This window comes from Candidatus Bathyarchaeota archaeon, assembly GCA_026014745.1.
GTDB lineage: Archaea > Thermoproteota > Bathyarchaeia > Bathyarchaeales > Bathycorpusculaceae > Bathycorpusculum.
This window is the reverse complement of the sequence record JAOZHS010000002.1, coordinates 323,054-337,942: the sequence shown is the minus strand read 5'-3', so window position 1 is coordinate 337,942 and position 14,889 is coordinate 323,054. Positions and strand designations below refer to the sequence as shown.

Annotated in this window: 10 protein-coding genes; 3 read left to right on the top strand and 7 right to left on the bottom strand. The window is 43.4% G+C overall.

What is annotated here, in order from left to right:
* Positions 1-290: 290 nt before the first annotated feature.
* Positions 291-2,444 (top strand): hypothetical protein, encoded by a 2,154-nt coding sequence (locus NWE92_08480; GenBank protein MCW4029667.1) that lies wholly within the window; start codon positions 291-293, stop codon positions 2,442-2,444.
* 67 nt (positions 2,445-2,511) lie between these two features.
* On the opposite strand, the gene NWE92_08475 is transcribed toward NWE92_08480, so the two are convergent.
* Complete coding sequence (locus NWE92_08475; protein ID MCW4029666.1) at positions 2,512-4,053, bottom strand: right-handed parallel beta-helix repeat-containing protein; 1,542 nt, start codon at positions 4,051-4,053, stop codon at positions 2,512-2,514.
* A gap of 455 nt (positions 4,054-4,508) precedes the next feature.
* Here NWE92_08475 and NWE92_08470 point away from each other — a divergent pair, with 455 nt between their 5' ends.
* On the top strand, positions 4,509-6,098 hold the full coding sequence (locus NWE92_08470; protein MCW4029665.1) for an oligosaccharide flippase family protein: 1,590 nt from the start codon (positions 4,509-4,511) through the stop codon (positions 6,096-6,098).
* Between the two features lie 101 nt (positions 6,099-6,199).
* On the opposite strand, the gene NWE92_08465 is transcribed toward NWE92_08470, so the two are convergent.
* Together NWE92_08465 and NWE92_08460 are read right to left on the bottom strand one after the other, a co-directional pair.
* Positions 6,200-7,600 carry a nucleotide sugar dehydrogenase gene (locus NWE92_08465; GenBank protein ID MCW4029664.1) on the bottom strand — a complete coding sequence of 467 codons (1,401 nt, stop codon included), beginning with the start codon at positions 7,598-7,600 and terminating at the stop codon, positions 6,200-6,202.
* A gap of 335 nt (positions 7,601-7,935) precedes the next feature.
* The gene (locus NWE92_08460) at positions 7,936-8,826 is read right to left on the bottom strand and encodes a hypothetical protein (GenBank protein MCW4029663.1); all 891 of its coding nucleotides are present in this window, start codon (positions 8,824-8,826) and stop codon (positions 7,936-7,938) included.
* A 473-nt stretch (positions 8,827-9,299) separates the two neighbouring features.
* Between NWE92_08460 and NWE92_08455 the strand changes: the two genes are divergently transcribed.
* A complete protein-coding gene (locus tag NWE92_08455) occupies positions 9,300-10,883 on the top strand; it encodes an oligosaccharide flippase family protein (GenBank protein MCW4029662.1) in 1,584 nt (527 codons plus the stop codon).
* Between the two features lie 58 nt (positions 10,884-10,941).
* On the opposite strand, the gene NWE92_08450 is transcribed toward NWE92_08455, so the two are convergent.
* Genes NWE92_08450 through NWE92_08435 form a run of 4 tightly spaced genes read right to left on the bottom strand, consistent with a single transcriptional unit; the run spans position 10,942 to position 14,819 of the window.
* A complete protein-coding gene (locus NWE92_08450) occupies positions 10,942-12,399 on the bottom strand; it encodes a Ni/Fe hydrogenase subunit alpha (GenBank protein MCW4029661.1) in 1,458 nt (485 codons plus the stop codon).
* On the bottom strand, positions 12,396-13,385 hold the full coding sequence (locus NWE92_08445; protein MCW4029660.1) for an oxidoreductase: 990 nt from the start codon (positions 13,383-13,385) through the stop codon (positions 12,396-12,398). Before NWE92_08445 ends, NWE92_08450 begins: the two co-directional genes overlap by 4 nt.
* Entirely contained in the window at positions 13,382-14,302 is a 921-nt protein-coding gene (locus NWE92_08440; GenBank protein MCW4029659.1) for a CoB--CoM heterodisulfide reductase iron-sulfur subunit B family protein, read from the bottom strand. Before NWE92_08440 ends, NWE92_08445 begins: the two co-directional genes overlap by 4 nt.
* On the bottom strand, positions 14,265-14,819 hold the full coding sequence (locus NWE92_08435) for a 4Fe-4S dicluster domain-containing protein (protein ID MCW4029658.1): 555 nt from the start codon (positions 14,817-14,819) through the stop codon (positions 14,265-14,267). The genes NWE92_08440 and NWE92_08435 overlap by 38 nt, the downstream gene beginning before the upstream one ends.
* Positions 14,820-14,889: the final 70 nt, after the last annotated feature.

Below are 14,889 nucleotides of genomic sequence, written 5' to 3'. Positions count from 1 at the left end.
ATACATGTTGGTGCCTTTTAATGTTTTTTTTGGCAAATGTATTAGAATGTTAGTGTTTACTCAATTTGCATTAACTAACCTTGCGATGATATGCTATGTGGTGGGATTGGACTCAGATATCTTTGGTTGATTCTGTTCTTTTTTCCATCCTTAGCATTTTACTACTTTATTTGGTCGGCTTCGGAATTTTGAAGGTAATCTGCAGGCTAAGCAAAAAAGATGATCCCTTTAGTCATTACCCTTTTCTTCAGAGAGTCAATTTCAGAGTTTTCGCGGGCTTCGGGTTTGTTTTGGCTTTCTCTGTGTTTTTTGCACTGTTTCCTTTCTCGTATGCGCTGACTGCAATAGCTACCGTTTCTGTTGCAGCAATTGGTCTTTGGTTTTCAAGGTCATTGCTGAATAAACAAATATTGCCCAAATTTTCTCCGAAAAAACATTTACCTCTCATTATAGTTTTCATTGTTATTTTGGTGGTTCTTTGTTTTTCCGCTTCACTCATAACTGGTTACTATGGCTCCACTAATGATGACGCTGCCTTCCATACCTTAGTAACACGACTGATATTTGATAATCCGAATGCATTGTTAACGCGTTCTGCAGAACCTTATGGTAACTTTGTTCTTAGTTATCCAACAGGAGTGCATGTTTTGTGTGCTTTTCTGTCTACTGTATTGTGTGTTAGCATACCCAAAATAGTTCTGATGGTGAGCGCTTTTTTGCCTGCTTTGATAGCGCTTTCTATGTATGTGATGTTGCAATGCCTTTTCGAGCGTAGGGTTCTTGCGATTTTAGGTTTAATTATTACAGCTTTTTTTACAGGTGCGATATCTTGGCTTCCATTATCTTGGGGGGGTCTGCCGCTTTTAACATCTCTATACGTCTCGATAAGTGGCATGAGTTTGGTTTTTCTATTTTTGTTAAAGGAACGGCGTATCACACCCTTAATGGCGGGAATAATGGGATTGGTTTTTTTTATTGCATCGGAGACCTATCCCGTAGCTTTGTTGCTAACTTTCTTTTGGTTTACAATAATCTTTGCAATCAAAAAATTGCGGCATGCGTGTAATTGGACGGAACACGATACGTGGTCTTGGAACAAAGCTTCCAAGTCCATAGCTTGTTTTTTTATACCTTTGCTTTTTGCTTTTCCTTACCTCTGCTTAATTTTTGACCGCTATGTTATTGCTAACATTCTTTCACCTATAGACTCTGGTCCAGCTTCAACTGTTTATGCTACGCTTGTCGCTGACTGGATAAACTTTAATTGGTTGTTAGATTTCCCTAAATTGTCCTCTTTATTTTCTGATTTTAGTTATTTGTTAGCTTTGACTCCGTGCGCTCTTTTAATGGCACTTTTCCTAATATTTATTCAAATTAGAAGAAAGTCTGATCTTTTTATTCAAGCAAAAGAGTTCGCTATGGGTATCTTGATTATTTACGCTTTTATGTTAGTGCTCCTGACCTATTTGACTTTAACAATTGATTTGCCGATCAATCTTTTGTTATCTTTTTTTGATTCCCAACGAATTTGGCAGCACTTTTTTATTGCTGGAACCGTATTGACGTCGGCTGTGGTCTTTTGTGTTTTGTATTTTGTGTATACCCCCTTGAAGCGGTTATTTTTTGTTGCTGGTAGACGACTGGGTAGATTTACACCCCGGATAGTTGCGTGTATTCTGGTGGTTCTGGTTGTAATTGGTGCTTTTTTGTTACTTGTTCCGACCGTTGATCAGCAACTGCATAAATACGCTCTGGCTTCTTCACAGTTGAATACTTACTCTGCGCTTGGGGCAGACGATTTGGCTTTGATGAACTGGATTTCCGATAATGTACCTACGTCTGATGTACTCTTAACTTCCATGGGGGATAGCGGTCAATACGTTACTTCCATAACCCAGCGGATAACTGTTTCTAGATACAGCAATTTTCAAAACTACACCGATTTGATGACAATATTAACAGCTGACGCGTTCGATCTGCATGCGGTTCCACTGTTAATCCAATACAACATTTCCTACATCTATATTGGCGCAAAAGCAACTATGTATTCACTCCAAAACCCCCAGTATAGACACTTTAACGCTACCCAATTTCTCTCGACCCCGTACTTTTCTGTTGCTAAGCAGGTTGGTGATGCATGGCTTTTCAGATTCAACTCTTCAGCTGCTACGGTTGCCTACAGTGACGCTTCTCCTTTGTCGCCTTTCGTTAGTTCTTGGCGTTATCCCACTTTCATTAATATCTTGCCATCGGAGGGTGGATACACGGATCCGCCTTCAGGAATCTATTACGATTGGGGAGTGCAGGCGATTTACGCTTATCCCGATGAAGGTTACCGCTTGGATCATTGGATGCTAAATGATGAGCGCCTTTGTGGTCCTGAAAATCCAGTCAGAGTTAACTATTGGGACTATAATCTTACGGCTGTCTTTGTAAAGAAATGATGGCGGAAAATGTACTCCGTAGGTTCAGCATAATGATAAGTTTCAACTGGAATTCTCAATCCCGTTCTCAGTAACTATTGTAACTGCCATAGTCTTCAATACTCTTGCCCGTTGCTGTTATTGTATTATTTGTGAAAGTGTTGAAATTGCAGGTGTTGCTGCAAATGGAAATTCCGATTATAGTGTTGCTTATGTTGTTGTTTGAGAAGCTGTTGTAGGAAGCTGGTCCCATGGTGTCTATCAATTTTATGCCGTATGCTACGTTGGATATGTTGTTGTGGTTGAATGTGTTGTTGTAGGCGCCGCGGCTTACTCTTATGCCGGTTCCTGTGCCTTTTCCGTTTATGGTGTTGTCTGTTATGGTGTTGTTGCTTGAGGCTTCTAGGTCTATGCCGCCGTATCCAACATTTTGCCCATCTGAATAACTTATAGTGTTGCCTGTTACTTCTACTCTAAAGCAACCGCTCAAAGTGATACCGCCCTGCTGGCTTCCAATCACTACATTGCCGCTTACTCGCGAATCATTCTGGTTACCTAAAACGATAGTTTCACCTAGTTGGTCTGAGTATGTTTTTTCTACGTAGTTGTTTAAGATTTTATTTTCTGAGCCGCCATAATTGTAAGCCCATCCGTCTAGGCTAATTCCTCGGTTGTAGGCGTCGTAGATTTTGTTGTTTTGTAATGTGCAGTTGTGTGGGTTGTTGAGGTATATGCCTTGGTTGAAGTATCCATCTGCGTGTAACTGGATGGTGAAGCCTTCGATTATGGTGTTATTTATTGGTTTGTCGCTACAAAACACTGCGGGGCCTCGGGTTGGTTTTATTGATGTTAACGTCATGTTTATGGTTGCCCCGTATCCGGATAAGTGCTGATTATTTTTTACGGTGATGCTTGAGTTGAGGTTATAGATGCCTGATGATACTTCCACTTGTATATCTGGGTAGGCGAATACGTTATGGAAGATTGAGTCTGCGTCTGTTGACGAAAAATCAATGTTTCCGTTGCTGCAGTTGATGGCTTGGTACAGGTTATCGCTTGTTTTTTGTATGATATAGTTGGGGTTTAGCGGTAGCGGAGGGGCATAGGATATGTTGTTGTTTTGGGTTTGGTTTGAGGTGGTTTGTTGTGTTTGTGTTTGGGTTGGGTATTGTTGGGTGGGGTTTTGTGGTTTGCTGGTAGGGTTCGGTTGGCTGGATATGTATTGGATGTTGATGTTGTCTGTTGCTTCTTGGTTATTGCTCTCTACGGTCACATTCAACCAACAATTGTCTATGCTTGGCATCAGAAACTGGAAAGAAGCCTCTTTCCCTTGAGTTACTAAAAGGTGCTCCGTTCCGTTAATCGAAGAATCCGCTGAAGCGTTTTCTATAGACCATTCATAATTTGCCTCTGCATCTTCAACGCTGACGTTAGCTGTGAATCTTTGAATCTGGTTTAACGTCATTAGTACGGGTCCTTGGGGGTTGATTGATACCTTGAGTGTTTGAGGCAAAGCTACGACTGCTTGGTCATTGCTTAAATCGCTGTTTAAGCCGACGTGACCTACGAATAATCCAATTAAAAGCAAGCCGACTGATAATGCTAAGGGTAGCTTCAAATTAAAATGCATTTTCAAGAAAATTTTTCCTCCTGCGAGGGGGGATTCAACCCGTCTGTGAATGCTTTTCAATGCATTTTTGTGCTGCTCGAATGATTGCCAATTTTACGAGCAGCTACCTTTCTTGGGAAGTGCATTGTTGAAAATCAGTTTTTTACTGAGGGCAACTATGGTTGGTGGAATGCAGTGGGGTAAATATCCCAGCAAACTATCGCTACAAGAATAACGGGTCCTTTTTTGAATAAAAACTTGTGTGGTTACAGCCAGTTACAAATAACCAAATTCCTGAGAGCCCACTCTATAAAACAAGGTGAACCGCAAAACTACATAAATAATACGTCTGCAGTTGGAAGCTGTACAATCAATTTGCGGCTAACAAGCACTCTTTAAAGCGGAGGAGCCTTCGTTTTACCACAAATGATAAACCATTGTTTGCTAACACTCTTGCATTCCTGAGGAACTAGCAGATGAGTAAAGCAGTTGACATCGCAAAAGCTTCAACAACTGGAAGTTTTCATCTGCTTTGGGGTTTGGTAATTTCAACCCTTATCTCCTCCATAGGCACTATATTTATCGCTCGACTTCTTGGTTCAGATCTTTACGGTTTGTATACGATCGTTTTAATTGTTCCAACAATTATGCAGGTTTTTCGTGACTGGGGAATAAACTCGGCTATGATCCGGTTTACCGCTCAGTATCGAGCTGAAGGTCGATTTGATGAAATCCGCAGTATATTCCTTACCGGAATAATATTTGAGGTTATACTAGGTTTGTTGCTTTCGGTTTTATCCTTTTTCTCCGCTGATTTCTTAGCGATTACTGTATTTAACCGGCCACTGCTTGCTCCGTTTATACAAATCGCTTCTTTTTCCATTTTTGCCAGCGGCCTAGTCACGGCGGCTACAGCTGTTTTCACAGGCTATGAAAGAATGGCGCTAAACAGTATAATGATTGTTGGTCAAAATATTGCTAAAACAGCAATTATAATCGTGCTGGTGGCTTTTGGTATGGGTACTGCTGGAGCCACGATAGGTTACACCGTTGGCCTCTTTATTGCAAGCATAATCGGAATCTCCTTGGTCAGCGTTATCTATCGCAGCCTGCCGAAGCCAGTGTCGAAACAACTGCATCTAAAAGAATACTTAACTACCATGTTGAGTTACTGTTTGCCCCTGTCTTTTGGTATTATTATCACAACTTTGCTTCCTCAGTTCTATGCATTTCTGCTTCCCATACATTACGTAACTGACAATGTTCCCATCGGAAATTATGGCATAGCGCTTAATTTTGTAGTTCTCATCGGCTTCTTCACCATGCCCATAAGCACTATGATGTTTCCTGCGTTCTCTAAGTTGGATGCAGAAAAAGATAAAGTGGATCTAGGAAACATCTTTAGGTTCTCTGTTAAATATGCCTCTCTTATTGTGGTTCCTGTTACCTTTCTAGTTATGAGTTTGGCTGGGCCAGGTGTCGAAACGCTTTTTGGTGAAACTTACGTTTTGGCGCCTCTTTTTTTGACACTTATGTCGATTCAGTACTTGTATGCAGCTTTTGGTAATTTAAGTGTAAGCGGTTTTCTGAATGGCCAGGGTAAAACGAGTTACGTGTTAAAACTAAGTTTATTGACTGGCACAATTGGTTTCCCGGTGGGTTACTTCTTGATAATGAATTATGGAGTTTTAGGTCTCATTATTACAACCTTAACCGCTGGGCTTCCGAGCATCTTTATGGGTTTACGTTTCATAAAAAAAACCTACAATATAGGCCTGGATTGGGTTTCTTCAGTTAAAATTCTTCTGTCTTCGGCTGTGGCTGGGCTTTTGACGTATCTTGTTGTTGCTGCTTTGCCTTTGGCAAGTTGGCTTCTCCTCGTTGTAGGCGTCCCCTTCTTTGTTGTGGTTGTGCTTGCCGCGTTGTTATTTACTCGGTCAATTACACAATCCGACGTGGTAGCTTTGAGGTCTATGGTTAAAGGTTTGGGGTCTTTTAGCCGTTTTATTAACAAGCTGCTAATAATTCTTGAAAAGTTGATGAAACTTTTGGGTAAGCAGGGCTAATTTTTTTGAAGCTAACACGGGAATTTATTATTCCAATGGCGAAGACCCATCAAACACGGTAGGGGTTTTTTCCCGTTAAAGGCTTTATTTCGCATATTAACTTAGCTGGTTGTGCTTTTTGATGTGGCAAACACTTTTTCTTTTAACATAATTGATTGTGCACCTACATCGTTTTGTCTACCGTAACCTACACCAAAATACGAAAAACCAAGTTTTTCGGCTTCCTGTGGATTGATTATCCTTTTACCATCTATAATTGATGGCTTCTCATTCATAACAGTACGAATGTCAGGTAGATACATATTCTTAAATTCAGAGTGGTCTGCAGTTATTATAAGACAATCGGCTTCTTTAGCGGCATCTAAAATATTTTTTGCCTTTTTCGAGGCGAAAGCTTCTGCACAATGAGGATCAAAAGTAAAAACCTCTGCGCCTAATTGAACAAGTTGCCAAATGATTGGTTCAGCGGGACTGAGCCTATGATCATCTACATCAGCTTTGTATGCGGTTCCTAGCACGGCTATTTTGCAATGATCTATCTTCTTGCCGTTAAGTTTCAGGGCATTCAAAGTTAATTCTACAATATGCCGAGGCATGTAATTGTTAATTTCTCGAGCGGTTGTGACTATGTTTTTTCCAAAATCAGAAACTTCATGAATGAGAAGGTACGGATCCTTTGTTAGACAAGGCCCACCCACCCCTGGTCCAGAGGTATGAATATGAACTCGCGGGTGCGTATTTGCAAGCGCAATTACCTTAGTAAAGTCAACGCCTTTTTGTTCGCAAATGAGCGCTAACTGATTCGCAAAAGCAATGTTGATATCTCTAAATGTGTTCTCAGCAAGCTTAGAGATCTCTGCAGTTGAGGCATCGGTTTCTATCACCTCATTGCAGACTGAATTAAATAACGCCACAGCCACTTTTGTACTCAAAGGTCCAATGCCACCAACTAGTCTAGGGCTTTCTACAAACTCGTTAAGTGCTTTTCCAGGTGCAATTCTTTCGGGTGCATATGCTAAGAAGAAATCTTTTTCTACGCTTAGCCCACTTAGCGATTCCAGCATAGGTTTTATCCTATCGCGGACGGTTGCTGGTGGAACGGTACTACAAATGGTGACCAATGCACCCTTGCGCAGATAGGAACCAACAGTTTCAACGGCTGTAAGAAGATAGGATAAATCAGGGCTGTTTAGGTTATTTATTGGTGTTTGTACACAAAATATTATTCCATCCAAGTTGGTGAAATCTAGAGTTGATGTTAGAGATGCTTTAAGCTTGCCCTTTTCAACATTACGGGCAATCATCTGTTCTAAATTAGGTTCATCAATTGGGGATTTTCGATTATTAATTTCCTCAATAATAGCCGGCCTTATATCAACAGCAGTAACAAAAAAACCGGCATCAGCAAATAATGCAGCAGTAGGAAGTCCGACGTAACCAGCGCCTATAACTGCCAAATTAAATTGCTTTGAGTGAATTTTATTAACTAATTCATCAATCAAGTAATTGCCACCAGGGACAGCCTTTTTTATATTATTGGACAAGTAAGTTATTTATTGTTTATTATTCAACCTTACAACCGCTGCCCGACAGCCTACAGGTAAAAACTAACACCTTAGGCTTTAACCTCTACAATTTAACAAATTGGTGCCCGTGAGGGCTTCAGAAGCAGCTAAGACCCTCTGAATTCTATCGTTATACATATTTCCGCAAAACTCCAAATGTTACTATTCACTAATAATTTCGTAAGCCCCGATAGATATTTCCTTCTTGAGCCTAATTGCTTCAGAAAAGACTTTCATCGCTCATTTGGGGGATCGATAAAAGTCAAAAAAAATTATCGCGTTTTTCCTCGGCTTTGGGGTAAAGTCACATTCCTCTCGCCAGTTAAGTCCTTTTGTAACTTATCTGCTCTTGCGGCGACTTTTTCTGCTTCCTGCTTAATTGTTGGGTTTTTCATTTCCTCTTTACGCTTTTCGTTGGACTCCAAAATCAGCCGTAGCATATCTGAATCATAGGATTTCAGCAGTAACTCTGTGTTGGGGATTAGGCAGTGGCCGCCGATATAGCCTGGGAACATTATTGGTCTGTCTAGGCGTTGTCGGTGGGTGTCTTCTAGGAAGTCTACGGTGTCATTGAAGTCTGCGTCGAAGGATTGTGCGATGCGGTGCATTTCTTGGAAGCAAGTAATCATCCATGCGCGGTATGTGGTTTCAAAAAGCTTAGCTAATTCGGTTTCACGGCAACTTTTGAGCATTTTCACCTGTAGCCCGAGTTTCTCAAAATGTGCCTTTGCCAGTTCGCCTGCTTGAGGTGTTGCGCCGCCTACGTATTTTGGCCAGCGTTTCATTTCCCAAATCATATGCTCAGTGGTTATATGGACGCCTCGGGCAGGTGAATGTGCTGTCAAGCAACCACATTTAGCCGCGACTTTTAGGGTGGTTCCTGGTGGAACAGTGCTGTTGATGATTGTGAGATTTGGTTTGTATTGGTCTACGTAGCCCGCTACTATTTTGGCGAAATTGTCTGGGTTGCCGCAAGGCATAGCAACCTGTAGGACTGAGACGTTTTTTGGAATATTTTCAATGCTTTGGTTATTTTCAGCCATTTTGGCGGGGTCTAAGTCTATTCCGTAGGAGTCAAATTCTGTTTTTCTTTCTGTGTAGAGTGCAAATAGTGTGTGTCCGATTTCGCCGAGTCCAATTATTAATACGCTTTCTTTTGCCAATCTTTCCACCGGAATTATTCACAAGTGATTTTTTAACTATTTAAGCGTAAGTACTGAAGTATGTTTTGCTCAATTATGTACTGTCCGTAAGATCACTCAATTTTTCTCTTTTCGCTTTCAAGGTTTTTGAATTAACCATCTAAGTTATAGTTTTGTTTATGCTGGGGGACTATTGGCTAACTTCGCAGATTTGGTTAATGGTCATACTCCCGTTGGGGTCTGTTTTCAATTGGAAATGCCGCGCTGAATAGCATCACTGGGTTCTTTTTGAAAAACGTGTTTTCGCAGCTAGTTACCTATTTCACTCTTCTCTGGTTTGCTGCCTATGAGTTGTATATCAAACTGTATATGCAAACTGTATAATCAACCCGCGGGTCAACAAAAAAGAATACGTTAATGCGGATGAACTACTTTTTTACTAATATCAATAGACGGTTTTTTTGATATTCATGTGTCTTTTTTGAGGATGTTCAATGAGTAAAGCTGTTGATATTGCCAAGGTTTCAACTGCAGGAAGTTTTCACCTGCTTTGGGGATTAGTAATTTCAACGCTAATTCTGTCAGTAGGAACGATTTTCATTGCACGTCTCCTCGGCTCAGACCTCTATGGATTGTACGCTGTCGTTTTGACGGTTCCGACGTTTATTCAGGTTTTCCGTGATTGGGGCATAACCTCTGCCATGGTTCGATTTACCGCGCAGTACCGTGCCGAGAGCAGGCTTGATGAAATCCGCAGCATCTATATTACGGGCATAATCTTTGAAATGATAATAGGCCTTGTTCTTTCGGTTGTATCCTTTTTCTTGGCTGATTTTTTGGCTGCAAGCGTGTTTAATCGTCCCGAGATTGCTTCGCTTATACAAATTGTGTCTTTTTCTATCTTCGCCAACGGCTTGGTGAATGCTGCTACGGCGGCTTTTACTGGGGTTGAGAAAATGGAACTCAACAGCATCATGATTATTGGTCAAAGCATCTCAAAAACTGCGCTTATCATAGCCCTTGTTGCTTTAGGTCTGGGAACGGCTGGAGCCTCTGTTGGCTTTTTAGCGGGTAATTTTATTGCCAGCATAATCGGGGTCGGTCTTGTTTTGGTTATCTATCGAAAGCTACCCAAACCACCCTCAAATAAGCTGCAAATAACGGCATACTTGACTACCCTGCTGAAGTATTGTTTACCCCTATCGCTTGCAACAATTGTTACACTGCTGCTTCCACAATTCTACGCCTTTCTGCTCCCCATCTACTACACCACAGAAAACGTAACTATAGGCAACTATAGTATCGCAATGAATTTTGTTGTGTTAATCACTTTTTTCGCAATTCCCGTTACGACGATGATGTTTCCTGCCTTCTCGAAACTCGACGCAGAGAAAGATAAGATTGTTCTTAGGAACGTTTTTCAGTTCTCTGTTAAATATGCCGCTTTTGTTGTGGTTCCAGTCACTGCCTTAGTGATGTGTTTGGCTACGCCGGGTGTTGAAACACTTTTCGGCGCCACCTATACTTTGGCTCCGCTTTTTTTGGCGCTATTAGCGATTCAATATTTCTATACCGCCTTTGGGTATCTTAGTTTAACAGGGTTTCTGAATGGTCAGGGCCAAACAACCTACATGATGAAGCTGGGCCTATTAACTGGGCTGATAGGTTTCCCGATGGGTTATCTTTTGATTATGAATTTCGGCGTGTATGGCCTTATCTTTTCAACGTTGACTGCTGTTCTACCTGGCATCTTTATCGGTTTAGGGTTTATCAAAAAAACTTATGGCGTAGTTGTGGATTGGGTTTCTTCAGCTAAAATCCTGCTTTCTTCAGCCGTGGCTGGCGTTTTAACGTATCTTGTTGTTGCTGCTTTGCCTTTGGCGAGTTGGCTTCTCCTCGTTGTAGGCGTCCCCTTCTTTGTTTTGGTGGTGCTTGTTGCTATGTTGCTTACTCGCTCAATTACCCGTTCGGATTTGGCTAATTTGAGGGGTATGGTTGAAGGTTTGGGGGCTATTGGCAGGTTTTTCTGTAGGCTGCTCGTTTTGGTTGAGAAGTTGATGACTCTGCTAAGGGTCTAAAACGCCGATTTGCAAAAAATTGTTAAAAATAAAAAGCTGGGTGCCAAAAGGCACAAAGTTAACGGCTAACGCTGTCAAGTAACCGTTTTTGTGCGTCGAAAACCTCGACTGTTAGGGGCATTTGTCCGGTTGCGGCGTGGGTTGCGCAGCCGAAGCAGGGGTCGTAGGCGCGGAATGCCATTTCGACTTTGTTGAGGATGCCTTGCTCGATTTTGCCGTCGTGGATTAGGCCTTTGGCTGCGTCGCGGATGCTCATGCAGATGGCTGGGTAATTGTTGGTGGTGGCGACTATCATGTTGACGTCTTTGACGAGTGCATCTGGGGTGAGTGTGAAGTGGTGGATGAGGGTGCCGCGGGCTGCTTCGACGATGCCGACGCCTTCGGTGGGTTCCTGGGTGGGTTTGTTGCGGACGTTGGTGCTGGTGATTTCGGGGTCAGTGACGAGTTCCATGCATCGTTCGGTAGCGTAAAGGAGCTCGATTAGGCGTGCCCAATGGAACGCGAGTGTGCTGTGCACAGGTTTGCCGCCGAGGGTGCTATACATTTCTTCGTATTCTGCCTGTGCGAGCGGAGTTGCCATGCCGTTTGAGGCATTTAGTCTGCCGAGGGGTCCAACGCGGTAGATGCCGCTGTCTGGGCCTGCGACTTCTCCTTTCCAACCGACTGCTTTGAGGTAGGGGAACTTGCTGTATGTCCATTCTTCGACGTGTTCGCCGATGTGTTGGAGGTAGTCTTGGGCGTTGAATTTGAGGAATTCGTTTCCGTTGGGGGTTACGACTCGGGTTTTGCCGTCGTAGAAGTTGACTTTGTTGTGTTCGTCAACGGTTCCCATGTAGTAGGTGGGCATGGTGTAGGGTTTGCTGGTTATCATGTCTAAGTATTGGCTGTTGCTTAGGACGATTTGGTGGAAGAGTTTTAGGGTGAACTGTGCGAAGTTGCGGCAGGAGGATGCCATGGTTTCGATTTGTTGGCGGTTTTCTTCGCTTAATGGTTTGGATATGCCGCCGGGGAGTCCGCAGACGGGGTGGGTGGCTTTTCCGCCGATGATTTCGGTGATTTTTTGTCCGTAGGCGCGGTGTTTGATGACGTCTTTGGCGACTTCTATGCCTGCTTTTTCGATGACGCCTAGGATGTTTCGTTTTTCTGGGGGTGCTTCGGGGCCTACGATGAAGTCGGGTCCGCCTAGGTAGTAGAAGTGTAGTGTGTGGTCGTAGATGAAGTAGGCTGTGTACATGAGTTCGCGGAGTTTCTTTGCTGCGGATGGGACTTCGACGTTGAATGCTTGGTCAAGTGCTTTGGTTGCGGCGAAGTGGTGGGCGACTGGGCAGACTCCGCAGATGCGGGTGGTTAGTTGGGGCATGAGTTCGGCTCGTCTGCCGATGCAGAACTTCTCAAATCCTCTTAGTTCGGGGATTTTGAGGTAGGCGTTTTCTACTTCGCCTTGGTCGTTGAGGAATATGGATACGTTGCCGTGTCCTTCGAGCCGAGTTATTGGGTCAATTAGGATTTCTTTCATTCTTTTATCACCTTACGTTTAAGGATTGAAGATGGCAAACTGTACATGTATACGGTGCCAACGGGGTCTTTTATTTGGTTGATTAAATCTTCGATTTCTTTTTCGGTGTATTGGGTTTTGCCTTCTACACTGTCGTAGCCAAGGATAGAGGCTAACGCAGTTATCATGGCTGCTCCCTGTTCAGGAACGTTGGGGGCTTTTCCACCGCAACCAGTGCATGGCATGTCTACTTTGAGGCATTGTGCGCCACAGCCGCTTCGGGTTGCGGGTCCCATGCAGAGGATACCTTGTTCAAGGAGGCACCTTTCGGGTTCAGGAGTTTTTTCGTAGACGCGGTAGATTTTGTCGATTTTTTTGTTTTCGCGTTTGCGGGGGCACTCGTCGCAGACTGCTTTGGGAGGGGCAAGAACGGAGCCTTTTTTGGGTAAGTTGTTGTTGGCGATGGCGTCGATGGCGGCGGCGATTAGTTTAACTGGCGGTGGGCAGCCTGGAAGGAAGTAGTCGACTTCTACTGTTTGGGATAGGGTTTTGACGGTGTCGTAGAATTCGGGGATTTTTAGGGTGCCTTCTTTAACTTGGCTTTGGGTTTTAGGTGTTACCGCGTTTGGGTTAACGTTTGATTTTTCTTTAAGGTAAACTTGCTCGAATACCTCTTTTTTGCTGTTAAGGTTAGCTAAGCCTGGAATGCAGCCTTCATGGGCGCAGGAGCCAAACGCTACCAAGGTTTTGGTTTTTGCTCGTAGGAGTTTTGCCATATGTTCTTGTTCACTGTTGCGGATGGAACCGTTGAAGAAGGTGATGTCAATGTATTTGTCTTCCATGGCTTCAACGTCTTTGTATTTGACGTCTAAGGCTACTGGCCAGAATACGATGTCAGCGATTTTGGTAACGTCAAGGATTTTTTCGTTTATGTCTAAGACGGCGATTTCGCAGCCGCCGCAGCTTGCAGCCCAGTAAAAGGCTATTTTTAGTTTGTTTTGCGTCACGGTTTGTTTGCTCCTTGGGTGGTTTGTTGGATTATTTTTGTTGGGTTTACTCTGAGTTCATGCATTGCTAACTCTTCAGGAGTCATGCCCATGGCTAATCCTAACAGTTGGGGATAGTGCAGTATGGGAATGCCATAGGCCTCATTAAACATTTTTTCTATTCTCAATTCGTTTGTATCATACATGATGTGACAGAAAGGACATATGGTGATTAAGGCTTGGGCGTTGACCTGTTTTATGTGGTCAAGTTTGTCTCGAGCAAGAGATAAGGCGATTTTGTCGTTGACACCGACGCTGGGTGCACCACAGCATTCGGTTTCATCAATATAATCGAGGCAGGTGGCGCCTGTTGCTTCAATTAGGTTTTTGAGGGTTTGAGGGTCTTCGGGGTCATCAAAGTCAATGTATTCTTTGGGGCGTAGGATATGGCAGCCGTTGTGTTCAGCAACATTTAGACCTATAAGGGGGTTGGTGACCGCGGCTTTGATTTTTTCTAAGCCGACGTCTTCCTTTAGGAACTGGAGAAGATGTTTAGTTTCTATGGTGCCTTTGAATTCGAGGTTAGCCTCTTTTAGGTGGCTGTTGACTTCGTCTCGTTGGGTTTTGTCTTCTTTTAGGATTTTGTTAACTTTTTTGAGGGTTCCCGCGCATCCGGGGCATAATGTTAGAATGTTTAGGCCTTGCTTTTCGGCTATGGCGAGGTTCTTGGCTGCGAGAATTAGCATTGTTTCGTGGCTTACGGCGTCAAGGGGGAGTCCGCAGCAGTTGAATTCTGGCATCTCGACGAGTTCTACGCCGAGTCCCGTGAGGACTTTACGGGCGCTGATTTCATAACTGGAGACACGGTAGGGGATAGCGCAGCCGAGGAAAATTAGGTATTTATTGCCCACTGGATTTTGCTCCTGAGTTTCTTTCAATATATTTTACGCCTTTGAGGACCTTCCTTACGTTTTCCGCATCGCCCTTTGGCAGTGGCGGTAACCCCAGAGATTCACGTTTTTTGACTCTGAGCTCGGGGATTTTGTAAGCGTAGCCCGATTCAAGCAAGCTCTGGGTTTGATCCTTGAAAACTTGGGGGATACAGTCTTTTTCTATAGCGAGATTACGGAAAACTCGTATGACGTTTGCAACTTCGACATCTTGGGGACATCGGTCAGTGCAGGTGAAGCAGGCAGCACAGAGCCAAAGCGTATCGCTTCTGAGCACGCGCTCTTTGAGGCCTAGCTGCGCCATGTGGATTAGCGTGCGGGGTCGATATGAATCGCTGTATCTTGCTACTGGACAATCCGAGGTACATGTTCCGCACTGGAAACATTTCAAAATTGATTCGCTTCCGTGGATTTTTTGGAGTTCGTATTTGAATTTGGGGTCGATTTCGGAAGCTTTTATAGGCTGATCTTTTGTGGACGTTACTGGGGCTGTTGCTTCAGCCATAAAGTTTCACCTACACTAAGAGTAAATCAAGGCACTATACTATTGTGCTTAGATTCACAAAAAACCTGAA